The following is a 25,339-nucleotide window of genomic DNA, read 5'->3' as shown; positions in this document are numbered from 1 at the left end:
AGGGACGACCCGGGCCGGTTGTCGGAGAATTTCCCGGTGACTCTCGTATCCGGAGCCGGTGACGGCTCCTCCCCCCGCGACCCGGCCGCCGTACGGATCCGTCTGGTGGCGGCCGGAGCGGCTCTGCTGACGGTCGGCGCGGGGCTCGGGCTGCGGGCCGTGGCGGCCGGCGGCGTGGCCGAGTACGGCGGGGACACGCTGTACACCGTCCTGCTGCTGGCCCTGCTGGTGCTGGTCGCGCCGCGGTGGACGCCCCTGCGCGCTGCCGGTACGGCGCTGGCCCTGAGCTGGGCCGTCGAGCTGTTCCAGCTCAGCTCCGTCCCGGCGGAGCTGTCCCGGCACAGCGTGGCCGCCCGCCTGGTGCTCGGTTCCACCTTCAACGCACCGGACCTGTTCTGGTACGCGGTCGGCGCGGTGGGCGGCGGGCTCCTGCACACGGCGATGAGCCGGCGCCGCCGGACCCCGGTGGCCGGTGGCAGGACCCCCGTGGCCGGTGACACTCCTCACACGTGACGGGCACGGTGGGCCGCTGGGCCCCGTATCGGCGGGGTACGGGCCGCCGGACCGGCCGATCGACCGAGGGGCATCCCGGACATATGACCTAGCCTGGATCGGCAACGCGAGTTCGGGGGGCCGAGCGCAAAGGAAGAGCGCCTTCATGGGCACCACCAGCATCTCCGCACGCCGCCTGCGGCGTACGGGATCCGCCGCCACGGCGGCCGTCCTCGGCATACTGGCCGTATCCGGTACCCCTGCCCTCGCCGCCACGGACGGCTCTGCGGACGGGGCCGCGGGCAGGAAGCCGTCCGATTCCGCCGCATCGGCCGGAAACCCGGGGGCCGCCCGGAGCGCCACGGGGATCCCGTCGGGGATCTCCCGCGTGGCGCAGGGGTCGGGGCGCGATGTCGCGATCACCATCGACGACGGCCCGGACCCCCGCTGGACGCCCCAGGTCCTCCAGGTGCTGCGGAAGAACCACGTCAAGGCCACCTTCTGCATGATCGGGACCAAGGCACAGAAGTACCCGGAGCTCGTGCGCGAGGTCGCCGCCGACGGTCACCGCCTGTGCAACCACTCCGTCGACCACGACGTGACCATGGACCGCAAGCCCGTCGCCTTCCAGAGGCAGCAGATCCTCCAGGGCAAGGCCATGATCGAGAAGGCCGCGCCCGGAGTGCCGGTCGGTTACTACCGCGCACCGGGCGGTGCCTTCACCCCCGACAGCCGGGCGATAGCCGCGGCGAGCGGGATGCGGCCGCTGGGCTGGAGCGTGGACCCCAAGGACTGGAGCCGGCCGGGCCTGCCGGCGATCATCTCCGCCGTCGAGGAGAAGCTTCCCCAGCAGCCGACCGTCCTCTTCCACGACGGGGGCGGCGACCGCAGCGAGACCGTCGCGGCCCTCAAGGAGTACCTGCCCTGGCTCACCACGCAGGGCTACCGCTTCACCTTCCCGGCGCGCACGACCCCGTAGCGGGCCCGCCGACGGCTGCGGGCGCTCCCGTACCGCGCGGACGGGGGCGTCCCACGTCCGGGACGGGCCGCTCCGGCGCCTCCGGAGCCGGTCCCGCTCCCCTACGTCCTCCGCGGGCGTCGGCGCATCGCGCTCGCGGCACGCACGAGGAGCTGCCGGAGACAAACCCGCCTGGCCGCCACCACCCGTGAGGGGGGCGGGGGTGAACAACAGTCGCATTTTTCATCAGTAGTTATCTTCCTTCGTCAGTTTTTATCCTGATGGCGTGAAGCTTTCCGAGTGGGCGGCGCGCAACGGTGTGCACTACCAGACCGCATGGGCCTGGGCGAAGGAGGGCCGTATGCCGGTCCCTGTCGTGCAGACGCCGTCCGGTATGTGGCTGGTCGAAGAGTCCGCTCCCGAGATCGGCGGGCGGACGGTGGTGTATTGCCGTGTTTCGTCCGGCGACCAGAAGGCGGATCTTGACCGGCAGGTCTCCCGTGTCGTCCGGGGGGCCAACGGGCTGGGGCTCGCCGTTGCCGAGGTTGTGACCGAGGTTGGGTCGGGAATGAACGGGAAGCGGCGGAAGCTGCACCGTGTCCTGTCGGACCCTGCCGTTGCCGTCATCGTCGTGGAGCGTCGCGACCGGCTGGCCCGTTTCGGTGTCGAGCATCTGGAATCGGCATTGTCGGCTTCCGGCCGACGCCTGGTGGTGCTCGATCCGCAGGAGACGACCAGCGACCTGGTCCGGGACATCACCGAAGTCCTCACCTCGATGTGTGCCCGACTGTATGGGCAGCGAGCGGCGAAGAACCGGGCCGCACGCGCTATCGCCGAGGCCACCGCCCCGGCGGCGGAGACGACCGGGTGAGCGTGGCGGAGCCTGCCGGGAGCGGGAAGAAGAAGCGCCGGGGGTTCGAGGCGCGGCCCGGCTTTCACGTCGTGGGCCACAGACTCGCCCTCGACCCCAACGCGTCCGCCCTGCAGGCTCTGGCCTCGCATTGCGGGGCGGCGCGGGTCGCCTACAACTGGGCGGTACGGCATGTGCTGGCGAGTTGGTCGCAGCGCGCAGCGGAGGAGACCTACGGCGTCCCCGAGGCAGAGCGCGTTCCGTGGCGGTCGTGGTCGTTGCCGTCGTTGCGGAAGGCGTTCAACGAGGCCAAACACACGGACCCGTTCCTGCGGGAGTGGTGGGCGGAGAACTCGAAGGAGGCCTACAACACCGGCCTCGCGAACGCTGCTGCCGCGTTCGACAACTACGCCAAGTCCAGGCGCGGCGAGCGTAAGGGCGCCCGGATGGGCAGGCCCCGTTTCAAGTCGAAGCGGAAGGCTCGCCTGGCGTGCAAGTTCACCACCGGCACCATCCGCCTCGATGACCGGCGGCATATCGTCCTGCCCCGCCTCGGCCGGATCCGCCTCCACGAGGACGTCCAGCCCCTCGTGGACCCGATCGCCGAAGGCGGGACGCGGATTCTGTCGGTGACGGTGCGGTTCGAGCGGGGCCGCTGGTTCGCGGTCCTACAGACCGAGGAACGTCAAACCATCGCCCCTGCCAACCGGCCTGGCACGGCGGTTGGGATCGACCTCGGCGTGAAGACTCTCCTCGTCATGGCGGACTCGGCCGGCGAGGTCCGCGAGGTCGCGAACCCCAAGCACTACGACCAGGCACTCACGCAGCTCCGGAAGGCCTCCCGGACCGTCTCCCGGCGACGCGGCCCGGACCGGCGCACCGGACAGGCCCCGTCCCGTCGCTGGGAAAAGGCCAACGCGGTCCGTAACCGCGTGCACCACCGGGTGGCGAACCTGCGGGAGAACCATCTCCACCAGGCCACCGCGCATATCCCCGCCGAGTACGGCACCGTCGTGGTCGAGGACCTCAACGTGAAAGGCATGGTCCGCAACCGGCGTCTGTCCCGCCGTATCTCCGACGCGGCGTTCGGGGAACTGCGGCGCCAGCTCACCTACAAGACCCAGCGCCACGGTGGACGTCTGATCGTCGCCGACCGCTGGATGCCCTCCTCGAAGACCTGCTCCCGCTGCGGTGTGGTGAAAGCCAAGCTGCCCCTCAGCGTGCGTGTCTTCGAGTGCGACGCCTGCGGACTCGTCCTGGACCGGGACGCGAACGCAGGCCACAACCTGACCGCCCTCGCGGCGGCCAACCGTAAAACGGGTACCGGAGTGGCCGGAGACCCGGGCCCCGCCCTGGTGGTGGTGCCGAAGCCTCGTGGAGCCAAGCAGAAGACCCGCACCGCCCGAACCCGCAAGGGGACGGGCACGCGGGCAGCTGGCGCAACACCCCACCAGGGGACGGAAACGAGAGATCGTCGACAGGACACCAGGCGCGAGCAACTCGCGCTCTGGTGACACCGTCACGAACCTTCCGGACGGAAACGCCCGGAATACTGAGAGTCGCTGAGACTCGAAGCAACGGCCTCACCCGGCGGCGGCTGGGCGCGATCAGGCGAGTGGGTCGGGGGTGGGGGCCGGGGCGGGTGTGGCGCGGGCGATCAGAAGGGCTACGTCGTCGTGGACGCCCGGGTGGCGCATGGTGTCCAGTAGTAGGTCGCAGGTCTCGTCCAGGGGGCGGCCCGGGTCGTCGAGGGCGTCGAGGAGGACGCCGAGGCGCTCGTCGATCGGATCGTCGCGGGTCTCGACCAGGCCGTCGGTGTAGAGGACGAGCTGGTCGCCCGCCTCGACGGGGAGGCTGATGGTGTGGAAGGCGACGCCGACGCCGCCCAGGGGTGCGCCGGTGGGCAGGTCGAGGAGTTCGCGGGTGCCGTCATGTCGTAGGAGGACGGGTGGGAGGTGCCCGGCGAGGGAGAGGTGCCACCGCGCGGCACGCGGGTCGTAGACGACGTAGACGCACGTCGCGATGGTGTCGAGGCCCTCGGTGACGTGGTCGAGGTGGTGCAGGACCTGTGCGGGGTCGAGGTCGAGGTCGGCCAGGGTCCGCGTGGCGGTGCGCAGCTGGCCCATGCTGGCCGCGGCTCCGACTCCGCTGCCCATGACGTCTCCGACGACGAGGGCGGTCTTGTCCCCGCCCAGCGGGATCACGTCGAACCAGTCGCCGCCGATCTCCATGGTGGCCTGGGCAGGCCGGTAGCGGGTGGCGACCTCCAGGCCCGGTCGGCGCGGCGGTGTGTGCGGCAGCAGGCTGCGTTGGAGGGTGAGGGCGGTGTGGCGTTGCTCTTCGACCGCCCGGTGCCGCTCGGTGACGTCGACGCTGGCGGTGGCCACGCCCAGCACGGTCCCGTTGGGGGCTTCGAGCCGGTAGAACGAGATCGACCAGGCATGGTCGTGGTCCGGGTCGGCCGGGGTACGGCCGACGGTGTACTGGTCCACGATGGGCACACCGGTGGCCAACACCTCACGCATCGCGGCCTCGAAGGACGGGTCCACGGCGGGCAGCACCTCATGGACGTGGCGGCCGATGTGCTCGGCGGCGGGCACCCCGTTGAGGCGTTCCTCCGCCGGGTTGACCGAGACGTAGCGCAGGTCCGTGTCGAGCACGCCGAGGCCGACCGGCGACTGGGCCACGAGCCGGGCGGAGAGTGCCAGGTCCCGTTCGACCTGCCGTACCGTCGCCTGGTCCGCGGCGAGGCCCAGGGCGTAGTACTCCTGCTGGGAGTCCAGCAGCCGCATGTTGCGGAACTCGACCATGCGTGTGCTGCCGTCCTTGTGCCGGACGGGGAAGACGCCGACCCAGCTGACGCCTGCCTCCATGACCTCGGCGAACATTTCCAGTACGACCGGGAGGTGCTCCTCGTGGAGCAGCAGGCGGCCCGCGTACTCCCCGAGGGCCTCCTCGGCGGTGTAACCGAACAGTTCCTCCGCCTGCGGGCTCCACAGGTCGATCCGGCCGTCGGCGTCGAGGAGGATGGCGGCCACGCGCAGCACGTCGAGCAGGCCGCCCGGCCCGGACGCGGCGGGCTGCGGCCCTTCCCGATCGCCGTGCGAGGGCTCGATCGCTCCCATCTGCGGGCTCTCCTTCCGGCCGCCGCAGGCTGCGGCCTCACCTCCCGGCCATCTCATCGTCCTCCTCCACGGGGCGGGCGTGCACGCCACGCGTCGGGGGATGGCGCTCACCACTACGGCGCACTCGATTCGCACACGTGCGCGAAGAACGGTCCTCCGTGTGCGGGGTCCGCGACGACGGGCCGGCAGGAGCCGCTTCAGCAGGGCTCGTCGGCGCACCGGCTCCGGTGTCTTGGCGGGCGGCCGGTGGCGGCCCGCTGCTGGACGCGGCCGCTGACCGGGACGCTGCCGAGGACGAGCGCGGTGGCGAGGCCGGCTCGGGCGAGGGGGACTCGGCCGTGGACGGCTTGGCGGAAGACGCTGTGGACGGCAGCGTGCCACAGCGGCATCTCGCCCCACGGTGCCGCCAGATGCGGACGTCTCCTGTCAGCGCCGGCTGCCATGCTCCTTCTCATGACGGATGAGAGTCGGCCCCAAGTCGCCCAGGTCACCGACGTCCAGGAGGTCGCTCCGGCGCTGCGGCACCAGCTGATCGACTGCTGGATCGAGGTCACCAACTCGGGGGGCGCCGCCGGGTTCCCCTTCCCGCCGGTCGACCGCGGCCACGTGGCACCCGTCGCGGACGAAGTCCTCCGCCGTCTGCATCCGCGGCGGAGCAGGCTCGTCACCGCCGGGTTCGACGGGGTCCTCGCCGGATGGGTCGTCCTCCGGCGTGATCCCGACCGGCTCGTCGGGCACTGGGGCACGGTTCACCATCTTCAGACCCGTCCCGGGTTCCGTCGCCGCGGAGTCGCGTCCGCCCTCATGCGGGAGCTCCGGAAGATCGCCCGCGATGAACTGGGGCTTGAACAACTCCACCTCGCGGCCCGGGGAGGAGAGGGCCTGGAGGACTTCTACGCCGGACTCGGCTGGCGTGAGGTGGGCCGCTGGCCCGGAGCCCTGCGCCTCGCCCCCGACGACACCCGGGACGAGGTCCTGATGCTCCTCGACTCCCTCTGACCCGGCCCGGCGGACACAACGCACGATCGACACCCCGGGCCGCCTCCCGGTGCGGGACCGGGAGGCGGCCGGGTGTGGGGCGGGTGGACCGGCGCGACAGCGTGGATCAGCGGAACAGCATGGACGCGTCCCCGGCCGGGGTGGTCACGGAGCCCGGGCACAGGAAGCTGCCCGAGGTCTTGGTGGCGGTGAAGGCCCGGTTGACGTACTTGCGGCTCGTGCCGTCGCGGTCCCACACGATGTTCGCCGCCTTGTAGCGGCAGGAGATGAAGCTCTGCCTGCCGGTGATGTCGATCAGATCGGTCCGGGCCGTGCCGGCCGCGTCGTCGAAGGTGAAGGCGGGGTTGTTGTTGAGGGTGGCGGCGATACCGCCACCGCAGGCGAGATTGCCTCCGGGCGTGTTGATCGTGGTGCGGTCGACGGTGAGGGCGTTCGGGGCGGCGGCGCTGGTGCTCCCGTTCGTCCAGCTGCAGCTGTTGCCGGCGACCGCCATCACGCCGTCGACCTTCTGGTCGTCGGCCGCTGCGGCGTGGTCTTGTGCGAGGGCGGTGCCGGTACCGGCCAGGCCCGCGGCGACGACGAGTGTCGCGATTGCGGCGGCGCGGGCGAGTCGTGTGGTGCGGGAGATGGGCGTGGTGTGCCTCATGGGTCGCTCCTCCATGCCACGTACTGGTGGGGGTGGGCGAGGCGCTGGGCCTCTCAGGGGGTGCGGAGTGCGTGCCGGGAGCGTCCCACAGCCACCTTGAAGTGTCAGGAGCCTGTCAGGTACATGGCGATAAATGGCTGGAATTACCGGTCGGTACGGGCATGCGGACCGGGGTCCGCTGTGAGACCGACACGAGATTCGCCGTGAGGTCCGCGTCCCGAATGACGGGCACAATGAGGGAAGACCTCGACGAAGGGGGACCCCTGATGTCATCGGACCGGCCGGGGGGTGCGGACGCCGACACCCCCGGTCCGATCCGGTCCGAGCCGGGGTCCCTTCTGGAACACGTCTCGGTGGCCGTGTTCGGTCTGGACGGCGAGGGCCGGGTCCGCTACTGGGGGCCGGGCGCACGCCACCTGTTCGGCTACGCGCCCGAGGAGATCCTGTCCCGGCCGGCCTCCGTCCTCTTCCCCGACCCTGCCCCGGGAACCCCCGGCGGGGCCGCCCAGCTGGTGGAACGCGGCCTGAGCCTGGGTTACTGGCGGGTCCGTATGCCCGCCCGGCACCGCGCGAGCGGGGTCTTCGACTGCGGTTTCCGGGTGTTCCCGGTGACCGGGGTGTCGGACGACTCCGTGATCATGGGGCTGGCCAGCAGGGGTGACGAGCTCGACCGGGTCAAGACGAACCTCGTCTTCCTCGATGCGCTCTTCGAGACCTGTCCGATCGGCCTCGTCATGCTCGACGAGGAGCTGCGCTACGTGCACCTCAACCAGGTGCTGGCCGACATGGACGGACTCCCCGTGCGGGAGCACCTGGGGCGGCGCATGACCGACATCATGATCACGTCCGACGGGGGCGAGTACGAGCGCATGCTCCGGGCCGTGGCCGAGAGGGGACGTCCCCTCGTGGGCGCGCTGGTGGGGCTGCGCACACCGGGCCGGCCCGACCGCGACCAGGTCCGCTCCGTGAGCTTCTTCCCGCTGAGCGGGGCGGGGGACACCCGGCCCGGGGTCGGCGGGCTGCTCGTCGACGTGACCGACCGCGAGCAGGCCCTGCTCGAAGCGACGGCCGCCCGGCAGCGGCTGGATCTCCTGGACCGCGCGTCGGCCCAGGTCGGCACGACCCTGGACCTGGAGGTCACCGCCCGCGAGCTGATCGCCGCCGTCATGCCCGACTTCTGCGACGGCGCCGTCGTGGAAATGATCGAGTGGATGTACGAGGACGAGCGGTACGACCCCGCGCTGCCCCTGACCACCCGGCGGATCGCCTCCGGGACCGTCCTGCCGCCGCCCGCGCCCGAGCTGGTCGGCGGCCTGGAGCGGGTCACGTACCCGCCCGGCTCCGGCATCCACCAGATGCTGAGCACCGGCCGCCCGCTCCACGTCGTGGTCGACGAGGAGTTCGCCACCCGCACCGCCGCCCACCACGCCCGTGCCCGGCTGCTGCTCGACAGCGGTCTGAGCGGCATCGTCATCGCCCCCCTCATCGCACGGGGCACGGTGCTGGGCATCGCGATGTTCGGCCGGTCCGCCGCCCGCACACCCTTCGCCGACCAGGACATCACCCTCGGCGGCGAGCTGGCCTCCCGCGCCGCGCTGTGCCTGGACAACGCGCGCCTGTACGGGCGGGTGCAGGACATCGCGCTGACCCTCCAGCGCGCCCTCCTGCCCAGCGCCGTGGCGTCGGGCGCCCATGTGAGCGTCGCCCACCGCTACCTTCCGGGCAGCCGGATCACCGAGGTCGGCGGAGACTGGTACGACGTGATCAGTTTGCCCGGCGACCGGGTCGCGCTGGTCGTCGGCGACGTCATGGGGCACGGCGTACCGGCTGCCGCGTCAATGGGCCGGCTGCGTATCACGGCCAAGGCCCTCGCCACCCACACCCGCACCCCCGAGGCGCTGCTCGCCGAACTCGACACGTGCGCCCAGGATTCCGGCATCCAGCTCGCCACCTGCCTCTACCTCGTCTACGACCCGCACACCGGCCGCGCCCGCATCGCGAACGCCGGCCACCCGCCGCCCCTGGTACGCCTCCCGGACGGCACGGTCGAAACCGTCGGCGAGGGACTGGGGGTCCCGCTCGGGGTGGGCGGAGTCCCCTTCCGGTCATCCGCGGTCGACCTGCCCGAGGGGGCGGTGCTCGCCCTCTACACCGACGGCCTCATCGAGGCGCGCGGCCAGGACATCGAAGCCGGCCTGGACGCGCTGCGGGAACAGCTCCGTACGGTGACGGGCCCGCTGGAGGAGGCCGCGGACCGGATCATCTCGAAGCTGCTCCCCGACGAGGCCACCGACGACACGGTCCTCGTTCTGGCCCGCATCCGCCGCGCCGCCGCCTGATACCTCGTACGCACGCGCGGGGTATCAGGGGCAAGGACACCCCGCTTGCCGTGTCGGTCTTCACGGCCTGGGACCGACGGAGGGCCGCCGGGCGGGGGGAACCGGCCGCGACGGGCACAAGGGCCCGCGTCGTCTGTGCTCAAGCCGGTCCCGCGGGACGTCCCGGAACCCCGCCGCGACCTGGAGCTCCACCCGAGGATCACCGAGCTCTACCGGGGAGACCCGGCCGGGACGGCTCCGACCGCCACCCGGGAGTCGGCCCGCCCCCAAACCAGCGCCTGGATCTGGCTCGGCGCGGCCGCAGCAGCCGGAACCGCCGGAAGGAGGCGGGGCGTAGAGCTGTGAGCCGGGCGGTCCCGACGTAGGCTTGGAAGACGGCGGTCCACCGACCGCGCAGGCGGCAGGCCTGTGCCCGAGCGCTCGCGAACGCTCGGGACTGCGTTCCCATTCCCGTTCGGCAACTGGAGGTAGGGACGTGGTTGACCCGACGATCTGCGCCGGAGCGCAGGAGCGGGCACTGGTGGCCGACCTGGTAGCGGCTGTGCTGCAGGACGCCGCCCCCGAGGAGGTGGAAGTCTTCCGACAGGACCGGGACGGCTTCCTGGACGGGCGTTCCCCGCATCAGGAGCACAGGGACGAAGAGCTCGGCTTCGGGGTGGAGGTCGTGGCCCTCCTGACACCGTTCGTCGTCGCGGCAGCGCAAGCGGCGGTACGCCTGATCGCCGATGCCTTCGCCACATCCTTGCAGGAGGAGGCGCAGTCCACGTTCTCTCATTGGCTGCGCCGGATCCTGCACCGCGGGTCCGGTGACGCAACCGGGGTCCGCGACGACAACCCGGCTTCCCTGACACCCGAGTTGGTGAAGCGGGTTCGCAGTGCCGCGTACGAGGTCTGCTGTCGCATGGGCGCGGACCAAGGCGACGCCGATCTCGTGGCCGACGCTGTGGCGGGTCGCTTCGTGGTGGGAGGGACGGGTTGAGGAGAGTCCTGGTATGGCTTCCGCCGCTCAACCTCCCACCGGTGCCCGGCCGGCCGGCTCATGGTCGGCAGGAGTACTGAGGTACCCGGCCGGAACCAGCGTACGTGTGGCCTTGTTGCTGGCCGCGGTCCTCACCGCCGGAGTGTTCGTGGGCGACTGGCTCTACCTGGGCAGCACCACCGGCCCGCCGCGGCTCGTCGCCCCGTTGGTGTGGCTGGCGCTTCCGCCACTGCTGGCGCTCGTCGCGTTGGTGGCCCTGGTGGCTGCCACTCCTACCGTGCTTGAGCGTCGCCGCCGTTGGGCGGAGGTACCCCTTGACGTCGGCCGGGCCGCACGCAGGCGGGTGGGACGTCTGTCGGCTCAGGCGGGGCTGAAAGACGCCCCCCGCCTCATGTGGAATGCTGCGGCTGCGGGAGCGACGGCACAGGCCTACGGTGTTCCCGGACGGTACCGTATCGCGATCGCACCAGCCCTCCTCGGCGCCGCCAGCCGACGCCCGGACGTCTTCGACACCGTGCTCCGCCACGAACTCGCGCATGTGCGCAACCACGACGTCGTCCCGGCTGCGGTTGCCCGCGTCGCCGGTTACGTCGTCATCGTTCTCCTCGCCGTACCCGTGGCAGGGCGCATAGCCGACCACGACCTGTCGCTGCTTCCTGATTTCCTGTGGCGCGCGGTGCTCCTCGCGTTGCTGGTACGAGCCATACGAGCGGCGGTGCTGCGCTGTCGCGAACACTACGCCGACGTTCGCGCCGCCTCCTGGTCCGACCAGCCTTTGCACATCGCCGAGATCCTCAGCTCCTCCCGGGTGGTTCTGCGCAATCGGCCGTGGAGGAAGCCAGGTTGGTTCGCACTCCATCCGACGCCCGACCGGCGTGCCGCGATCGTACGTGCCCCGGAGCTCTTGGGGCGTCCGCAGGCGGTGGAACTGCTGACCGCCGCGCTGCTGGCCGCGGCGGCCCAGCCGCTGCTCCAGGAACTTCTCGTCGCCTCCGGCGAGAGCAGTGCCACGGCGGACCGTACCTCCCACACGGTGGCTTACGCCGCCGTCGGCACCGTGGTCGCGTCCGTCGCCCTGAGAGCTGTCGGCACGCGGACCCTCGACTACAGAGCGCTGCTGGGCTCGGCAGTCGTACTGGTCGTCGGTGCGGGAAGCGGCGCGGCGATGTCTCTGGCCGGCACCGGGGTCCTTTCGCCGCTTCCGGGTGTCCCCGCGGAACTGGCGGGGACAGCCCTGTCCTACCTGCTCGTGGAGGTGCTCACCTGTGCGGTCGCGGGGAGCGCACTGCTCGTCCTGCTCACTGACGGACTGCGCCTGCGCCATGACAGCGGCGATCGGGAACCGGGCACCTCATCGACACTCCTCCTCGGCACGCTGGGTGGAGGTCTGGCCGCCGCTGCCACGTTCCCTGTTGCTCTCTTGTTCACCAGGGCCGGTCCTGCCGTCACGCAGGGGGTCCTGCTCGACAAGGTCGGGAACGACCTGGCGGCCGGCGCGCTGGGCCTCCTGGCAGTCGCCGGTGCGGTCGTCGTGCTGCTGGCAGCACGCAGGAGAAGCTCCTTGAGAAGGGGTCTGTGGACCGGCGTCGCCGCAGGCGTCATCGCGACCGCGGGATCGATCGCCCTGCGGCTGCATATGCTCCCCTTCCCCGACGACGACGCGGCGTGGCGCTACTACGCGGGGATGGCCTGGATCGCGATCACGGCGGCGGCGGTGGCGGCGGTGCTCGTCAGCGCACTGGGGCGGGAGGGCGCCCCCCTGGGCATCGTGGCATCGGCCGTCGCCTGCGTCACGGCCACGGTCGGATTCGCGCTCACCCAGAGCATCGCGGTCAGGCTTGTCGACCCGCAGACAGCGGTCATGACGTTTCAGTACATGGGGAACATGGCGGCTGTGACCAGTCCGCCCCTGGCCGCCGCGGCGTCGATGCTCACCGGGGCGACGCTACGTGGAACGGCACAGACGTCCCCGTAGCCGTGCAACGGGTGGGCTTGGCCGTCGCGGTGTACTTGTCGGAGGACGACCAGGCCCGCTCTTCGTGGTCGGTGCTGGGTGGTCGGTGCCGCCTCGCGGCACCCGGACGGTTGTGGGCCCCTCGGCGGGGCTCCTGACAGTCAGCCCTGCAGCTGCTTGGTCAGACCCAGTTGGCTCATGATGGCGCCGGTGTCCAGATAGACGCGGCCCTCCTGGATCTTGCCGTCCTTCACCTCGTAGATGTCACACGCGTGCACCGTGACGGGACGCCCCGTGGCGGGTACGGTGCCCGCGTGCAGGACCAGGTCCGCGGTCTGTGTCCCGCTGCCCGTGTACTCGACGACCACCCGGTCCCCTTGGGAGGTGAGGTGGTCGAGGGTGAACGTGCCGTCGGGCATGGCGTCGAACAGGGCCTTCGCGAGTTGGGTGAAGCCGTCCGGGCCCTGCAGTGTCCTTCCGCTGCCCTCCTCCACGACAGTGCAGTCGGGAGCGACGGACCCTGCGATGGACTCGAAATCACGGTCGTTCCACGCCCGGAAGAGCTCGCGGACGAGAGTTTCATTGTCAGCCATGGGAACCTCCAGTTGGGAGCATGCCTTCCCTTCCATGCTGACTCCCCGCCTGCGACTGTGCGACCCGATGACGGGACGGCCGGGGTGCGCCGGTTTCCCGAGGCCGCTCAGGCCCGTGAACGGTCTGCCTCAGGACCCCGCCGTCCCCGACGGCTGCTGCGGTGCCGCCCGGGCCCGGCGCGGAATGATCAGGTACGCCGCCACCGCCAGGGCGAGAGGCAGGAGGCTCACGATCAGCATCGTGAGCCGCAGGCCGTCGGTGAAGTCCAGGTCCAGATCCAGTCCGGACTGCCGGAGCAGGTTCGGGTCGTACCCGGCGGAGCCAGGACTGCGCGCCATCGCGCTGCGCGTCGCGTCCACGGCCTGATCGGCTTCGGTCGCCGAGATTCCGCGCTCGTCGGCATCGTTGAGCCACTGCTGCTGGAAGAAGAGGTTGAAAAGCAGGAGGAACACGGCGGGGCCGAGCGCGTAGCCGCTCATTCCGAACGCCGGCTGGACGGAAGCCACGGCGCCCGACTTGCCGGGCGGGGCGTGCGAGAGGATGGTCTCCGCCACAGCGGCGGACGTCACCAGTGATCCGAGGTTGGTGAGCCAGGTGGCCAGTACGACGATCCACAACGCCATCGTGGGTTTGGCGGTGGCCGCCATCAGCAGCACGCCCGCCGCCATCAGCAGCAGGCCCGTGATGAGGACCGGCCTGGGGGTGTACTTCCCGATCAGGCGCCCTGCGAGGATGACGGCACCCGCGATGGCCAGTGTGCCGGGCAGATACAGCAGGCCGATCGTGCTCTGGGGCAGCGACATGATCACAGCGCCGAACTGCCCCAGGGCGAAACTGAACCCCGCGACGATGAAGTTCAGCGTCAGGCTGGCCAGCGCGGCCACGGTGAACGGGCCGCTGCGGAACAGCGACAGGTCCAGGACCGGTTGCGGTGTCCGGCGCTCACGGAGTACGAACAGCACGCCGGCGACAGCACTGACCACCAGCGGCAGCCATGCCTGGAGCTGGGTGATCCCGGTCTCCGCCTCGGCGATGCCGTGCACGAGGGTCAGCAGGGTGACGCCGACCAGGCTGACGCCGAGGAAGTCGACTCGGGGACGGTCCAGGACGGGGGGTTCGACGACGTACCGGGCCGTCAGCCCGAGGGCGATCAGTGCGAGCAGGGGGGCCAGCAGGAACAGCCACCGCCAGCCCCAGTTGTCCACCACCCAGCCCCCGGCCGCCGGGGTGACCCCGCACAGCAGCATTTCGATGGCCATGAAGAGGCCGATGGCCGCGGGCCGCTTCTCCGCCGGCACCGACAGCTTGAGCAGGGCCAGCGACACTCCCAGAACCGCGGCCAGTGCCAGGCCGTCGAGGAGGCGCATCACCAGCAGGAAGATGTAGCCGGGGGACAGCGCTGACATCAGGTTGACGGCGATGTCGCCGACCAGCCCCAGCATCAGCGTTCGCTTGAGTCCGAAGGCGTCCCCGAGACTGCCCACGGCGAGCACGGCGGCGGCCACGACCAGCGTGGCCGCGCCTCCGAGGAACCCGACGGCCTCGGGCGGCACCTGGAGCGCCCGGGTGATCTGCGGCATGTTCAGGCTGAGGACCAGCGGGTCGACCGCCGTGATCGTGAAGGCGAGGGAGAGTCCGGAGATGACCGGGAGCATCGCGAGCGTGGAACGCGAGTCCGCAGGCGACACAGCAGTACCTCCCATAGGGCCCAGTGCCCCCGCCGTCGACCGACGGTAACCCGCACTCCGCTTCCGACCGGCCCGTCCCGGCAGGTGCGCGCGGCTCGACACCTGTTCGGACCAGCGGACCTGCGCGTACCGGCCCGGACCGGTCACGCCGCGTCGGTCAGCCGGGCGTGAGGGTCGTCACCAACACGTCGCGGTGGGCCGGGCGCGCGGCGTCGACCGGGCAAACGGGCGACACATCGTGCAGGGTGCTGCGGTCGTCGGAGACCAGCAGGCTCGCCGGTTCGCGCAGTGTGACGGAAAGGATCTCGTCGCCCTCGGGGGTGTAGACGGTGCTTTCGCCCCCGGCCGCGTTGTCCCGGTCGAGGAGCAGCGAGGACACCAGGCTGACGCCGTCCCGGTGCCTGCCCTCGGGTGACGGCTGCCCTGCCCCCTCCGCCGTGGCGACGACCCGGAAGGGATGGACCTTGACGCTCCACCACTCGGCGACGTCCAGCGCGCCCGCCAACCGGCCCAGCAGACCGATGACCTGGCGCAGCACCGGATCGGCCACGAAGTCGTCGGTGAGCGGATCGAAACTGCGGTCCACCGACGCGTAGAGCGGATTGGTCTTGCCCGGCTGGACGAACACGGTGTGGGGCAGCAACCGCAGCTCCCCCGTCACGGGCGACAGCGAGAAGTGCCCGTAGCGCCGGAGTCTGTGGGTGCCGCGCCGGGCCGCGTACTCGTCCTGCGTCAGATCCTGCCAGTGGGCCGCGAACCGTGCCCAGGACGATGCGTCGGCCCCCAGGCAGGCCAGTACGTCGGCCGGAGGCATGAGGTAGGCGCCGGCGCCGGCCAGCGCGGCGCGGGCCGCCGCCTCCGCGGCCCTGGTCCGCTCGTCCGCCGGGGGGAAGAGGAAGCCGGTGTCGGTGTTCACGGTCTGCCACCACCCATTCTCTGGTGGGGTGGAGAAATGCGGGCTCAAGACATCATCGGTCGGCCCCGGACACCGCGCACCTCCGTGCGGACGGCATCGGCTCAGGAGGTCCTGGTGGCGCGGAGGACGCCGATCTTGTCGATGCGGTGTTCCGGGTTGCCGTGGGCGTCGCTCCAGAAGTTGCCCTCGGCGTGGTCCTCCGGGGTGGCGCAGGTCGAGATCGTGATCATGGCCTGGGTGGGGGCCGCGCCGGGTGCACCGGGTACCGCCGCGCGCTGTTCCTCCAGTGAGCGCGCCGACCGGAAGGACGTCTTGCGGGTCTCGATGACCTCGTAGGTGTACTCCACTGCGCCCACGGCCACGAGGACCGTGTCGCCGGCGCCGACGGCGGGCAGGTCGCGCAGCGGACCTCCGGCGGAGAGGCGGTGCGCGGTGACCAGGAAGTTCCCCACCTGGCCCGGTCCGACTCCGCCCCGCGTCCCGTACGGGCTCGCCGCGACCCCGCGGTCCTGGATCCGGGTGCCCGGTACGTCGTCGGTGGTGCCCTCGTAGGGCACGACGCGCAGCCCGGATATGCCCGCGGAGGGTATGGACAGCGTCGACTCCCGAATGTGGTCCTCGCCGGGCTTCGGATCGGCCGCGCGTGAGGGCGTAGGTGAGGGCGCGAGTGAGGGCGCGGGTGGGGGCGCGGCGGCGGCTGATGCGGGGACCGCAGCCGACGGCGGCGGCGCCGCGGGTCCCGCAGCGGCCGAGGGCCCGCAGGCCGCCAGCAGGGCGGTCATGGCTCCGGCCAGCACGACGGGAACGGCTCTGGACGAGAACGGCGGGGGCATGGGCGCATCCGTGGGGGGTCGGTCGCCCGGGTCGAGCGGCAGGTGGGTGACCCGGCGGACGGCCAGGGTGACATACGGAGCAAGAAGTCCATAAGGGTCCAGGTCTGTGACCTCCCTCCCCTGGGCGCCGGAGGGAGGTCGGCCCCCGCCGCGTGCCCGGGGGCGGTGCGACCAGATCGAGGGCGGTGTGGCTCGTCGGCTCGTCCAGATGAACGGAGCGGGAACGGGAACGGGAAGCGCCTATTCGACCTTGGCCCAGTCGAGCGTGCGCTCCACCGCCCGCTTCCAGCCCTCGTACCCTTCGGTGCGCCGTTCCTCGGACCACTGGGGGTCCCAGCGCTTGGACTCCTGCCAGTGCGTGCGCAGTTCGTCGGTGTCCCGCCAGAAGCCGGTGGCGAGGCCGGCCGCGTAGGCGGCGCCGAGCGCCGTCGTCTCGGCGACGACCGGACGGCTGACCGGTACGCCCAGGATGTCGGACTGGGTCTGCATGCACAGGTCGTTGGCGGTGACGCCGCCGTCGACCTTGAGCACGTCGAGGTGTACGCCCGAGTCCTGTTCCATGGCTTCGACGACGTCGCGGCTCTGGTAGCAGATGGCCTCCAGAGTGGCCCGCGCCAGGTGGCCGCCGTCGTGGTAGCGGGCGAGGCCCACGATCGCGCCGCGGGCGTCGGAGCGCCAGTACGGGGCGAACAGGCCGGAGAAGGCGGGGACGAAGTAGATGCCTCCGCTGTCCTCGACCGTCCGGGCCAGGCGTTCGCTCTCGCCGGCGTCGTTGATGATCTTCAGCTGGTCGCGCAGCCACTGCACGGCGGAGCCGGTGACCGCGATGGAGCCTTCGAGGGCGTAGACCGCGGGGCTGTCGCCGAACTGGTACGCCACGGTGGTCAGCAGGCCGTGCTGCGAGCGGACCAGTTCCGTCCCGGTGTTGAGGACCAGGAAGTTGCCGGTGCCGTAGGTGTTCTTCGCCTCGCCGGGCGAGAAGCAGACCTGGCCGACGGTGGCCGCCTGCTGGTCGCCGAGCACTCCCGTGATGGGAATGGCCTCCCGCAACGGCCGCGAGGTGCGCGTGCGTCCGTACGCCTCGGCGTGGGAGGACGGGTTGATGGTCGGCAGCATGGACCGGGGAATGTCGAAGAATCCCAGGAGCTCGTCGTCCCAGTCGAGGGTCTCCAGGTCCATGAGCATGGTGCGGCTGGCGTTGGTGACGTCGGTGGCGTGGACGCCTCCGTCGGGGCCTCCGGTGAGGTTCCACAGCACCCAGCAGTCGGTGTTGCCGAAGAGGGCGTGTCCCTGCTCGGCCGCCTCCCGCACCCCGTCGACGTTCTCCAGGATCCACTGGATCTTGCCGCCGGAGAAGTACGTGGCCGGGGGCAGACCCGCCTTGCGGCGGATCACGTCGCCCTGGCCGCCGCGATCCAGTGCGGCGGCGATGGAGTCGGTACGGGTGTCCTGCCAGACGATCGCGTTGTAGTACGGGCGCCCGGTGCGGGGGTCCCAGACGACGGTCGTCTCGCGCTGGTTGGTGATGCCGACGGCCGCCAGGTCGGAGGCGTCGAGGTTGCCGTGGCGGAGGGCGTTCTGGATCACCGAGTTGGTGCGCTCCCAGATCTCCACCGGGTCGTGTTCGACCCATCCCGAGCGGGGCAGGATCTGGGAGTGCTCCAGCTGGTGCCTCGCCACTTCGTTGCCGGCATGGTCGAAGATCATGAAACGGGTGCTCGTGGTCCCCTGGTCCACTGCGCCGACGAAGTCAGCCATGGGGTCCCGCCTTCTCTTGAGGATGCGGTGTGTGCGGGCCGAGGCCCGGACGGGTGCCGCGGAACCGATACTGATCCACGGACCCGGGACCGGCCGGGACGGACGGGCCGTGGCGCGTCCGTCCCGGGTGCGGTAAGCCTTCTTCGGGTGGTCAGCCCTCTTCGGGTGCCGGCACCCGTCCGGGGGGCTCCGGTTCGGCGGTCGGCAGGAACCGGCCGACGAGGAACTTGTAGGCGGCTCCTCCGAGCACCCCACCGATCAGGGGGCCGATGATCGGGACCCAGAAGTAGAGGTTCCCGTACTGATCTCGCCATGCCCCGCCGTAGCCGGTGAGGAAGCTCGCCAGGCGCGGGCCGAGGTCACGGGCCGGGTTGATCGCGTAACCGGCGTTGGTGCCCCATGCCATGCCGATCGCCACGACGATCAGGCCGACGATGAACGGGGCGAGGTTGGCGCCGGGGGGCGTGCCCAGCAGGTCCGTGACGGCGAAGATCAGGAAGAGCAGGATGGCGGTGCCGATGATCTGGTCGCGCAGTGCGCCCCACTCGGTGACCGGCAGGTTCGTGTTCCCGTTGGCCGGGAGCGTGGAGAAGACGCCCTGCGTCTTGATGGTGTGACCGGGGTCGGCCTTGGCCAACGCCTCGGTGTAGTTCCAACGGACGAGCAGAGCGGCCACGAAGGCTCCGGCCAGCTGGGCGGCGGCGTAGGGAGCCACGTTCTTCCAGGGGAAGCCCTTGAACGCGGCCAGCGCGACGGTCACCGCGGGATTGAGGTGAGCACCGCTCAGCCTCGCCGCGACATACACACCCAGGGTTACGCCGAGACCCCAGGCCCAGGCGATGCTGTCGTGGTTCCCGAGTCCGCCCGCGGGGTCCGTGAGGGCTCCGCCGGCGACCACCTGGGCCACCACACCACAACCGAAGAGGATGAGGATCATGGTGCCGGCGAATTCGGCGAAGAGTTCGCCGACCAGACCCGATCTATGGAGGCGCTCCGTCATGGGTGCCCTTTTCCGCCGGGCCGAAGGCCGGCTTCGACTGCCCCGAGTCCTCTGTGTCTGACCGCGGCACGGAGTACACGCCGCGTGCGAAAAGCCGATTCGGCCTTACGCAGCGCACACGCCCGTGTGCGGGAACACCCATATTGCACTTCCCTCCGCTTCCGCGCTCCTCAACCGGAGCCGAACGGGGCGTGACAGGGCCCGGCCGGGGTGACTACAGGCGCCGGCCGGGCCCTGCGTGCGCGGGATCCGAGGATTCCGGTTCCCACGCTGACACAGGCGGCTACATTCCGCATCTTTTCGACTACCGCACGCAACACGGCGGGGTGGCGTGGACGGCGGGTGTGCGGGCGACACCGGACCTCAGCCGGCCGAGTCCTCCCGCCGCCGGGGGCACTGGTTCGCCCCCCGGACCGGGCACCGCTCTCGATGCACTTCCCCTGCCGGGCCTCCCCAGCCGCTCGCCTGTCGGTTCACGCCCGGGGACCCTGGTCGCCGGGGGTGTCGTCCGGCGTCTGCCAGGAGTCCTCGCGGCCCCGCGCCACAGGATTCTGATCGGCCGAGCGGGCGGGGGCCCGGCGTCGCGCGGCGCGTCGGCTGCCGTACCAGAAGGCGGCGATCAGAAGAACGGCCACCACCACCCCGGCGAGAATGAGGAACAGGGCTCCTTGGCCTTCGGCCGCGAGAATCTCGATAGCAGTCATGGCCCGCGCCTACCCGCTCTCGCCGGGAGTACGAGCTCGCCACGGCCTTTCACCGGCATGCGCGGCTGCGCCAGACCAGCAGGGCGACCAGCAGAGCTGCGCCGGCCACGAGCAACGGCTTGTGGTTGGCGCGTGCCGTCGACGCGACCCGGCCCGCCGCGTCCAGGACCGGATCGGGCGTCGCGTCGTGCACCAGCTGCGCCGTGTGCGCGGCCTTGTCGTGGATGCGGTCGGCGACCTGCGCGGTCTTCTCCTTGGCCTGCGCCTTGACGTCGGCCTTGCCCGCCAGCGCCTCGATGGTCCGCCCGAGTTCGTCACGCGTACGTTCGACCTGTTCGCGCAGCTCGTCGGGGGTGTGCGTACCGCTGTCGGTCCGGCCGTCGTCGGGGGTGTGGGGCGCGTCAGGTGTGTCGGGTGCGTTGGTCATCGGTGCGCCTTCTCCCTCATCTCGGCCAGGTCGGCCTTTACGCTGTCGATGGTCTGCGCCGGCACCGGGGAGCCGGCCCTGGCGACCTGCTTCTTGCCTGCCATGGCGATCACCGCGGCGACGAGCGCCAGTACCGCCGTGACGATCAGGGCTGACGCCCACAACGGCAGTACCAGGGCGAGAGCCGCGATACAGGTCGCCGTCAGTGCCTGAGCCGCCAGGAATCCCAGCATGCCCGCCGCGCCGAAGAGGCCGCCGCCTTTTCCGAAGCGTTTCCCTTTCTGCGTCATCTCGGCCCGCGCCAGCTGCATCTCCTCGCGGACCAGTTCCGAGATCTGCCGGGAAGCGCGCGAGACGAGAACGCTCACGGATTCATCGGCGATACGGGTCTGCCGTTCTATCGTGCTCATACGGAGCCTCCTCTTCGCGATGGACACGTCACTGTCGATGCGCGCCTACCCGGTATACGAGGCGACACCCGTTCCACCTGATCGGATCAGCGGTTCATACGGCGGCGGTCTTCGGCGTTCCACGCGCGGGTGTCGCGGGGGCGGACATAGGGCTCCTCGCCCTTGGGCAGCCCGCCGGCCGTCGCCCGCTGGCGGGCCAGTTCCGCGTCGAATTCCAGCCCGAGGAGGATGGCGAGGTTGGTGATCCACAGCCAGATCAGGAAGACGACGACACCCGCGACGGTTCCGTACGTCTTGTTGTAGGAGCCGAAGTTCGCGACGTAGAAGGCGAAGCCGGCCGAAGCCGCCATCCAGATCAGCAGGGCCAGGAGGCTGCCCGGCGTCACCCACTTGAATCCGCGGCCCTTCGCGTTCGGCGCCGCCCAGTACAGGAGCGCGATCATGATCGTGACGAGGAGCACCAGGGCCGGCCATTTCGCGATCGACCACACCGTCAGCCCGATGTCGCCGATCCCGAGGGCGTCGCCCGCCTGCCGGGCCAGGCGGCCGGTGAAGACGACGATCAGCGCGCCGGCACAGGCGAGAACCATCAGCGTGACCGTGAGCGCGAAGCGCAGCGGCAGCACCTTCCACACCGGGCGGCCCTCGGGCACGTCGTAGACGGCGTTCGCGGACCGGATGAACGCGGCGACGTAGCCGGAGGCGGACCACAGGGCCACGACGAGACCGACGACGGCCATCAGCGATCCGACGCCGCTGCGGCCCTGCAGCTGCTCGACCGCATCCGTGATCACCTCCCGGGCGGAGCCGGGAGCCAGCTGCTGCAGGTTGTCCATCACCCGCCCGGCCGTCGACTCGCCGGCCAGGCCGAGCAGCGATACGAGGACCAGGAGCGCGGGGAAGATCGCCAGAACTCCGTAGTAGGTCAGTGCCGCGGCCCTGTCTGCCAGCTCGTCGTTGCCGAACTCCCTGGCCGTGCCGCGGAGTACCGCTTTCCAGGAGCGTGCGGGCAACTCGGAGGGGTCGTCCGGGGCGCGTTCCTCGACCAGCGGGCTCGGGCCGGCGCCGGACTCCCGGCCGGTGTCGGCACTTTCACGGTCCTGCTCGCCCTGGCGCTCAGGCTCGCGCTCGACGCTGCGGTCTTGGTTCGGTGGAGTTCTCATACCGTGCGGCTGTCCAGCGCGGCGCCGGTCATGTCAGTCCGGCAGTGGGCAAAACCGGGCGCGGCGCAGCCTCCCGGCCCTCAGAGCCGGCCGTTGCGGCGGAAGGCGCGGTAGAGGAGGCCCGACGCCGTCGCCTGAGACCGACGGCGAGCGGGTGGCCTCAGCTCCAGCCCGGTTCCGGCATGTGCTCGACGTGCATCCCGTACACGCCGGCGACCATGGTGGGGAGGGCGAAGATCGCGGCCCATGCGGAGATGCGCCTCATGTCGCCGAGCCGGAAGGGGGTCCATCGCATTTCTTGCGACATCAAAGCCGGGTGCGGGGGTAGCCGGTCTGAACGACGTCGGCTTCTCCCTGGCCCCGAACGCCGTCACCTACTGGGTCGGCGAGGCCATGCACAGCACCGACTACCAGGACCTCGACAAGACGCCCGAGAAGACCGCCGCCACGACGGCCACGCTCGCCGCCAACACCGCCCACCTGGCCCGACGGCTCAAGGGCGCCTCCTACCCGGCGAGCTGACCGGCGCTTCCGTACGACCGTGACCGTGCCCGCCGCCTGACCTCTGCCTGACCGCCGGCCTGACCACCCGCCTGACGGCTCCGCACCGGCACGGCGCCGTCACCGTCCGCGTGCCTCCTCCTCCGCCGCCGCGATGGACGCGAGCGGCGACCCCGGGTCCCGTTCGACTTCCAGGTCGCCCAGGGTGACGATGCCGACGAGCTCGCCGCTCCCGGTCTGCACCGGCAGGCGCCGCAGTGCGTGTCGGCGCATGAGGTCGACGGCCTCGTCGACGTGGGCGTCCGGCCCGACCGTGAGCGGTTCGGTGCTGCATATCGCCTGCACGGTCGTCTCCGCCGGGTCGCGGTCCTCCGCGAGCGCGCGGACGACGAGGTCCCGGTCCGTGAGGATGCCGCAGAGCCGGCCCTGCTCGACGACCAGTACGTCCCCGATGCCGGCGTCCCGCATCACCCGCGCCGCTTCCGCCAGTGAGGTCAGGCGCTCCACGGTCACCGGGTTGCGCGTCATCACCTCGTGCACTCGTCGGGTCATCGGTCCTCCCGATGGTCGAAGCGGCGATGCGGCACGACACGACACGTGCCGCGCTGGGGCCTACCCCCTCCTACGGAGAGGTAGGCCCCACGGTGTTCCTTCCAGTATCCGGGTGAAATCGACCGGGCGCCTTGTGTGCGGGCAGCAGCCCCGGGTAGCCGCGTCCCATGCCGACACTCAAGAATCCTCCGTCCGTCTGGACCGACGGCACTCTGTCGCTGCTGGCGCAGGGCTACGCCTGGCTTCCCGACCACATGCGCGCTTCTGCGGACGGTACGGTCCGCACCCGCCTCCTCGGCCGCCGGACGCTCGCGCTGCGCGGCCCGGAAGCCGTCGCCTTCTTCTACGACGAGCAGCACGTGCAGCGGCGGGCCGCGCTCCCGGACCCGGTGCTCGACACCCTTTTCGGGCAGGGCGCCGTGCACACCCTCGACGGGCTCTCCCACCGCGCCCGCAAGGCGATGTTCATGTCCCTGCTGAAGGACGAGAAGGGCATCGAGGCGTTGCGGGAGCACGTACTCCTGCGCTGGCGAGAGGCCGTGGTCCGGTGGCGGGACAAGCCGGATGAGCCGGTGGTCCTCTTCGACGAGACGGCCAGGGTCCTCGCCCTGGCCGTCTGCGACTGGACCGGGGTACCCGTCACCGGGGCGGGCGGCGCGCGGCTGGCACGGGACTGTGTGGCGATGGTCGACGGGTTCGCGACGGCCGGTCCGCGCCACCTGCGCGCCCGTCACGCCCGCAAGCGGCAGGAGGAGGCGCTGGGGGAACTGATCGTGCGGGTGCGGGAGCAGCGGGAGACGGCTCCCGACGGCAGCGCGCTGGACGTGGTCGCCCGGCACCGCGACGCCGACGGCTCCGTACTGGACCCGCATCTGGCGGCCGTGGAGCTGCTGAACATCATCCGGCCGACGGTCGCCATCGCGTGGTTCGTCACCTTCGCCGCACACGCCCTGCACCGGTGGCCCGAGCACCGCGGCCCGCTCCGCGGTGACGTGTCAGGGCACCTCGCCGCCGGTTTCGCCCACGAGGTCCGCCGCTTCTACCCGTTCGCGCCGTTCGTCGGCGGGCTCGCCGCCCGCGATCTGGAGTGGCGCGGCAAGACCGTTCCGGTGGGCACGCTGCTCCTGCTGGACCTGTACGGGCAGCATCACGACCCGCAGTGGTGGGCTCACCCGTACCGGTTCGATCCCCACCGCTACGGAACCGGGGAGAGCCTGCGCAATCTCATCCCCCAGGGCGGCGGCGACGCGGCGGAGGGCCACCGGTGCCCGGGCGAGGACATCACGGTCACGCTGCTGGCGGCCCTCGTCACGGAGCTGGCCGGGCTCGACGTCAGCGTTCCGGACCAGGACCTGACCATCCCGCTGTCCCGGATGCCCACGCTCCCGCGCAGCGGATTCCGGTTCCACCTCGCGTAGGCGCCGTAGGCGCGCAGGCGCGTAGCGGTGCCGCGGTGGACATGATGACGGACATGAGGGGCCCCGACCGGCCGGGGGGTGGCCGATCGGGGCGGCCCCAGCCGGCCGGGGGGGAAGGCGGGCCGGGGCGTTCTCGGGCGGGGGCGGGAAGAGCGGCCGCCTCACGACGCAGGACCCTGCGCCGGGGCGGGCCGGGGACATCAGCCCTCCCGCACCTCACACATGGGGAACGGTCAATAGTCCGTCGTTGTTCCCGAAAGGCTGGCGCTCGACACGAAGATCAGTAAGGCTTGCACACATGGTTTCGACAGTGCAGAACGTGGCGGTCGACTGTGCCGATGCCTACGAGCTGGCCCGGTTCTGGAGCAGCGTGACGGGCGGCCCGCTGCATCCGGACGTCAGACCCGGTCACCGGGAGACCCTGGTGCTGCTGCCGGAGGGCCCGGTGCTGTACTTCAACCAGGTGCCCGAGCCCAAGACGATCAAGAACCGTATCCATCTGTGCCTGCGTCCCGAGACCACACGCGACCAGGAGGTGGACCGGCTGCTGGGCCTCGGCGCCACTTTCGTCGCCGACCACCGCAATCCCGACGGCTCGGGCTGGGCGATCCTCGCCGATCCCGAAGGCAACGAATTCTGCGTCCTGCACGGCGATTCCGATCGCGCGACTGCAGACTCCTGAGGTCCTGTCGTCGACGTGGCGACGCTTTCGACGACAGAGCCGACGACAGGCCGACGACAGGGCCAAGCCAAGCCTGCCTGGATCGCCAGGACCAGCAGCCGCTCCCGTTGGTCGTCGGAAGTCGGACGCTTACGTGGGGCCCATCGTGGCTACATGGGATCCATCGTGGCGCTTTCCGGGCCGCCCAGCTCCTGGCACCGCGCACGCAGGCGCACGGCCTTCTCCATCAGCTGCTCCCGCTCCGCGCGATCACCGGCCCGCTGCGCAGCCAGCTCCAGCTCCTCGGCCTGCTGCCGCAGCTTCCCGACCTCACTCGCCTGCCTGTCACCGCTCACGTTGGGTCCTCCTCCG

General features: G+C 71.1%; 27 protein-coding genes and 1 pseudogene. 12 read left to right on the top strand and 16 right to left on the bottom strand.

What is annotated here, in order from left to right:
- Positions 1-36: 36 nt before the first annotated feature.
- The 4 genes from ACFWFZ_RS03220 to tnpB all read left to right on the top strand — a co-directional run bounded on the left by ACFWFZ_RS03220 (position 37) and on the right by tnpB (position 3,814).
- Positions 37-513 (top strand): DUF2809 domain-containing protein, encoded by a 477-nt coding sequence (locus tag ACFWFZ_RS03220; RefSeq protein ID WP_387115753.1) that lies wholly within the window; start codon positions 37-39, stop codon positions 511-513.
- 145 nt (positions 514-658) lie between these two features.
- Positions 659-1,471: a polysaccharide deacetylase family protein gene (locus tag ACFWFZ_RS03215; protein WP_387115750.1), complete on the top strand. Its 813-nt coding sequence runs from the start codon at positions 659-661 to the stop codon at positions 1,469-1,471.
- Between the two features lie 265 nt (positions 1,472-1,736).
- On the top strand, positions 1,737-2,321 hold the full coding sequence (locus tag ACFWFZ_RS03210; protein WP_387115744.1) for an IS607 family transposase: 585 nt from the start codon (positions 1,737-1,739) through the stop codon (positions 2,319-2,321).
- A complete protein-coding gene (gene tnpB, locus ACFWFZ_RS03205) occupies positions 2,318-3,814 on the top strand; it encodes an IS607 family element RNA-guided endonuclease TnpB (protein WP_387115741.1) in 1,497 nt (498 codons plus the stop codon). Before ACFWFZ_RS03210 ends, tnpB begins: the two co-directional genes overlap by 4 nt.
- A gap of 93 nt (positions 3,815-3,907) precedes the next feature.
- On the opposite strand, the gene ACFWFZ_RS03200 is transcribed toward tnpB, so the two are convergent.
- Together ACFWFZ_RS03200 and ACFWFZ_RS03195 are read right to left on the bottom strand one after the other, a co-directional pair.
- Positions 3,908-5,425, bottom strand: coding sequence for a SpoIIE family protein phosphatase (locus ACFWFZ_RS03200; protein ID WP_387115738.1), 1,518 nt, complete (start codon positions 5,423-5,425; stop codon positions 3,908-3,910).
- 197 nt (positions 5,426-5,622) lie between these two features.
- Entirely contained in the window at positions 5,623-5,814 is a 192-nt protein-coding gene (locus ACFWFZ_RS03195; protein WP_387115736.1) for a hypothetical protein, read from the bottom strand.
- Positions 5,815-5,878: 64 nt separating this feature from the next.
- Between ACFWFZ_RS03195 and ACFWFZ_RS03190 the strand changes: the two genes are divergently transcribed.
- Positions 5,879-6,424, top strand: coding sequence for a GNAT family N-acetyltransferase (locus tag ACFWFZ_RS03190; protein WP_387115733.1), 546 nt, complete (start codon positions 5,879-5,881; stop codon positions 6,422-6,424).
- Positions 6,425-6,530: 106 nt separating this feature from the next.
- On the opposite strand, the gene ACFWFZ_RS03185 is transcribed toward ACFWFZ_RS03190, so the two are convergent.
- On the bottom strand, positions 6,531-7,070 hold the full coding sequence (locus ACFWFZ_RS03185) for a hypothetical protein (RefSeq protein WP_387115730.1): 540 nt from the start codon (positions 7,068-7,070) through the stop codon (positions 6,531-6,533).
- A gap of 266 nt (positions 7,071-7,336) precedes the next feature.
- Between ACFWFZ_RS03185 and ACFWFZ_RS03180 the strand changes: the two genes are divergently transcribed.
- From ACFWFZ_RS03180 to ACFWFZ_RS03165, 4 genes are all read left to right on the top strand, one after another.
- On the top strand, positions 7,337-9,409 hold the full coding sequence (locus ACFWFZ_RS03180; protein ID WP_387115727.1) for a SpoIIE family protein phosphatase: 2,073 nt from the start codon (positions 7,337-7,339) through the stop codon (positions 9,407-9,409).
- 135 nt (positions 9,410-9,544) lie between these two features.
- The gene (locus ACFWFZ_RS03175; RefSeq protein WP_387115724.1) at positions 9,545-9,754 is read left to right on the top strand and encodes a hypothetical protein; all 210 of its coding nucleotides are present in this window, start codon (positions 9,545-9,547) and stop codon (positions 9,752-9,754) included.
- 130 nt (positions 9,755-9,884) lie between these two features.
- Positions 9,885-10,388, top strand: coding sequence for a hypothetical protein (locus ACFWFZ_RS03170; protein ID WP_387115721.1), 504 nt, complete (start codon positions 9,885-9,887; stop codon positions 10,386-10,388).
- 106 nt (positions 10,389-10,494) lie between these two features.
- Positions 10,495-12,363, top strand: coding sequence for a M48 family metalloprotease (locus ACFWFZ_RS03165; RefSeq protein WP_387115718.1), 1,869 nt, complete (start codon positions 10,495-10,497; stop codon positions 12,361-12,363).
- Between the two features lie 140 nt (positions 12,364-12,503).
- Here ACFWFZ_RS03165 and ACFWFZ_RS03160 read toward each other — a convergent pair whose 3' ends face one another.
- The 11 genes from ACFWFZ_RS03160 to ACFWFZ_RS03110 all read right to left on the bottom strand — a co-directional run bounded on the left by ACFWFZ_RS03160 (position 12,504) and on the right by ACFWFZ_RS03110 (position 22,130).
- The gene (locus ACFWFZ_RS03160; RefSeq protein WP_387115715.1) at positions 12,504-12,935 is read right to left on the bottom strand and encodes an ester cyclase; all 432 of its coding nucleotides are present in this window, start codon (positions 12,933-12,935) and stop codon (positions 12,504-12,506) included.
- A gap of 129 nt (positions 12,936-13,064) precedes the next feature.
- Complete coding sequence (locus ACFWFZ_RS03155; RefSeq protein WP_387115712.1) at positions 13,065-14,624, bottom strand: MFS transporter; 1,560 nt, start codon at positions 14,622-14,624, stop codon at positions 13,065-13,067.
- A gap of 157 nt (positions 14,625-14,781) precedes the next feature.
- Positions 14,782-15,540, bottom strand: coding sequence for a 2OG-Fe dioxygenase family protein (locus tag ACFWFZ_RS03150; protein ID WP_387115709.1), 759 nt, complete (start codon positions 15,538-15,540; stop codon positions 14,782-14,784).
- Between the two features lie 101 nt (positions 15,541-15,641).
- Positions 15,642-16,373: a class E sortase gene (locus tag ACFWFZ_RS03145; protein ID WP_387115706.1), complete on the bottom strand. Its 732-nt coding sequence runs from the start codon at positions 16,371-16,373 to the stop codon at positions 15,642-15,644.
- 240 nt (positions 16,374-16,613) lie between these two features.
- Entirely contained in the window at positions 16,614-18,131 is a 1,518-nt protein-coding gene (gene glpK, locus ACFWFZ_RS03140; protein WP_387115703.1) for a glycerol kinase GlpK, read from the bottom strand.
- Between the two features lie 151 nt (positions 18,132-18,282).
- Entirely contained in the window at positions 18,283-19,131 is an 849-nt protein-coding gene (locus tag ACFWFZ_RS03135; RefSeq protein WP_387115700.1) for an MIP/aquaporin family protein, read from the bottom strand.
- 473 nt (positions 19,132-19,604) lie between these two features.
- Positions 19,605-19,835, bottom strand: coding sequence for a DUF6479 family protein (locus ACFWFZ_RS03130; protein ID WP_387115697.1), 231 nt, complete (start codon positions 19,833-19,835; stop codon positions 19,605-19,607).
- 49 nt (positions 19,836-19,884) lie between these two features.
- Positions 19,885-20,262 (bottom strand): DUF3618 domain-containing protein, encoded by a 378-nt coding sequence (locus tag ACFWFZ_RS03125; RefSeq protein WP_387115695.1) that lies wholly within the window; start codon positions 20,260-20,262, stop codon positions 19,885-19,887.
- Positions 20,259-20,672: a phage holin family protein gene (locus ACFWFZ_RS03120; protein ID WP_387116312.1), complete on the bottom strand. Its 414-nt coding sequence runs from the start codon at positions 20,670-20,672 to the stop codon at positions 20,259-20,261. The genes ACFWFZ_RS03125 and ACFWFZ_RS03120 overlap by 4 nt, the downstream gene beginning before the upstream one ends.
- 86 nt (positions 20,673-20,758) lie before the next feature.
- On the bottom strand, positions 20,759-21,835 hold the full coding sequence (locus ACFWFZ_RS03115; RefSeq protein ID WP_387115692.1) for a YihY/virulence factor BrkB family protein: 1,077 nt from the start codon (positions 21,833-21,835) through the stop codon (positions 20,759-20,761).
- 160 nt (positions 21,836-21,995) lie between these two features.
- Positions 21,996-22,130: a CorA family divalent cation transporter gene (locus tag ACFWFZ_RS03110; RefSeq protein ID WP_387115690.1), complete on the bottom strand. Its 135-nt coding sequence runs from the start codon at positions 22,128-22,130 to the stop codon at positions 21,996-21,998.
- A gap of 35 nt (positions 22,131-22,165) precedes the next feature.
- Here ACFWFZ_RS03110 and ACFWFZ_RS03105 point away from each other — a divergent pair.
- Positions 22,166-22,357 (top strand): annotated as a pseudogene (locus ACFWFZ_RS03105) (NADPH-dependent oxidoreductase); the annotation flags it as partial.
- Between the two features lie 99 nt (positions 22,358-22,456).
- On the opposite strand, the gene ACFWFZ_RS03100 reads toward ACFWFZ_RS03105, so the two are convergent.
- Positions 22,457-22,888: a CBS domain-containing protein gene (locus ACFWFZ_RS03100; protein WP_387115687.1), complete on the bottom strand. Its 432-nt coding sequence runs from the start codon at positions 22,886-22,888 to the stop codon at positions 22,457-22,459.
- A gap of 167 nt (positions 22,889-23,055) precedes the next feature.
- Here ACFWFZ_RS03100 and ACFWFZ_RS03095 point away from each other — a divergent pair, with 167 nt between their 5' ends.
- Together ACFWFZ_RS03095 and ACFWFZ_RS03090 are read left to right on the top strand one after the other, a co-directional pair.
- The gene (locus tag ACFWFZ_RS03095) at positions 23,056-24,306 is read left to right on the top strand and encodes a cytochrome P450 (protein ID WP_387115684.1); all 1,251 of its coding nucleotides are present in this window, start codon (positions 23,056-23,058) and stop codon (positions 24,304-24,306) included.
- A gap of 298 nt (positions 24,307-24,604) precedes the next feature.
- Positions 24,605-24,988, top strand: a complete 384-nt coding sequence (locus ACFWFZ_RS03090) for a VOC family protein (protein ID WP_387115681.1) — start codon at positions 24,605-24,607, stop codon at positions 24,986-24,988.
- A gap of 149 nt (positions 24,989-25,137) precedes the next feature.
- Here ACFWFZ_RS03090 and ACFWFZ_RS03085 read toward each other — a convergent pair whose 3' ends face one another.
- On the bottom strand, positions 25,138-25,323 hold the full coding sequence (locus ACFWFZ_RS03085; protein WP_387115677.1) for a DUF6381 family protein: 186 nt from the start codon (positions 25,321-25,323) through the stop codon (positions 25,138-25,140).
- Between the last annotated feature and the right edge of the window lie 16 nt (positions 25,324-25,339).

This window comes from Streptomyces sp. NPDC060232 (assembly GCF_042726555.1).
Taxonomy (GTDB): Bacteria; Actinomycetota; Actinomycetes; order Streptomycetales; family Streptomycetaceae; genus Streptomyces.
The sequence above is the reverse complement of the archived record's forward strand: the minus strand, read 5'-3'. Positions and strand labels throughout refer to the sequence as shown.

Bases quoted from the DNA above. Each gene is read 5' to 3' on its own strand.
- ACFWFZ_RS03190 (WP_387115733.1), top strand. From the start codon at position 5,879: ATGACGGATGAGAGTCGGCCCCAAGTCGCCCAGGTCACCGACGTCCAG.
- ACFWFZ_RS03145 (WP_387115706.1), bottom strand. From the start codon at position 16,373: ATGCCCCCGCCGTTCTCGTCCAGAGCCGTTCCCGTCGTGCTGGCCGGA.
- ACFWFZ_RS03100 (WP_387115687.1), bottom strand. From the start codon at position 22,888: ATGACCCGACGAGTGCACGAGGTGATGACGCGCAACCCGGTGACCGTG.
- ACFWFZ_RS03110 (WP_387115690.1), bottom strand. From the start codon at position 22,130: ATGCGATGGACCCCCTTCCGGCTCGGCGACATGAGGCGCATCTCCGCA.
- ACFWFZ_RS03195 (WP_387115736.1), bottom strand. From the start codon at position 5,814: ATGCCGCTGTGGCACGCTGCCGTCCACAGCGTCTTCCGCCAAGCCGTC.
- ACFWFZ_RS03095 (WP_387115684.1), top strand. From the start codon at position 23,056: ATGCCGACACTCAAGAATCCTCCGTCCGTCTGGACCGACGGCACTCTG.
- ACFWFZ_RS03130 (WP_387115697.1), bottom strand. From the start codon at position 19,835: ATGACTGCTATCGAGATTCTCGCGGCCGAAGGCCAAGGAGCCCTGTTC.
- ACFWFZ_RS03135 (WP_387115700.1), bottom strand. From the start codon at position 19,131: ATGACGGAGCGCCTCCATAGATCGGGTCTGGTCGGCGAACTCTTCGCC.
- ACFWFZ_RS03115 (WP_387115692.1), bottom strand. From the start codon at position 21,835: ATGAGAACTCCACCGAACCAAGACCGCAGCGTCGAGCGCGAGCCTGAG.
- ACFWFZ_RS03185 (WP_387115730.1), bottom strand. From the start codon at position 7,070: ATGAGGCACACCACGCCCATCTCCCGCACCACACGACTCGCCCGCGCC.
- ACFWFZ_RS03160 (WP_387115715.1), bottom strand. From the start codon at position 12,935: ATGGCTGACAATGAAACTCTCGTCCGCGAGCTCTTCCGGGCGTGGAAC.
- ACFWFZ_RS03125 (WP_387115695.1), bottom strand. From the start codon at position 20,262: ATGACCAACGCACCCGACACACCTGACGCGCCCCACACCCCCGACGAC.
- ACFWFZ_RS03200 (WP_387115738.1), bottom strand. From the start codon at position 5,425: ATGGGAGCGATCGAGCCCTCGCACGGCGATCGGGAAGGGCCGCAGCCC.
- ACFWFZ_RS03180 (WP_387115727.1), top strand. From the start codon at position 7,337: ATGTCATCGGACCGGCCGGGGGGTGCGGACGCCGACACCCCCGGTCCG.
- ACFWFZ_RS03120 (WP_387116312.1), bottom strand. From the start codon at position 20,672: ATGAGCACGATAGAACGGCAGACCCGTATCGCCGATGAATCCGTGAGC.
- glpK (WP_387115703.1), bottom strand. From the start codon at position 18,131: ATGGCTGACTTCGTCGGCGCAGTGGACCAGGGGACCACGAGCACCCGT.
- ACFWFZ_RS03215 (WP_387115750.1), top strand. From the start codon at position 659: ATGGGCACCACCAGCATCTCCGCACGCCGCCTGCGGCGTACGGGATCC.
- ACFWFZ_RS03090 (WP_387115681.1), top strand. From the start codon at position 24,605: ATGGTTTCGACAGTGCAGAACGTGGCGGTCGACTGTGCCGATGCCTAC.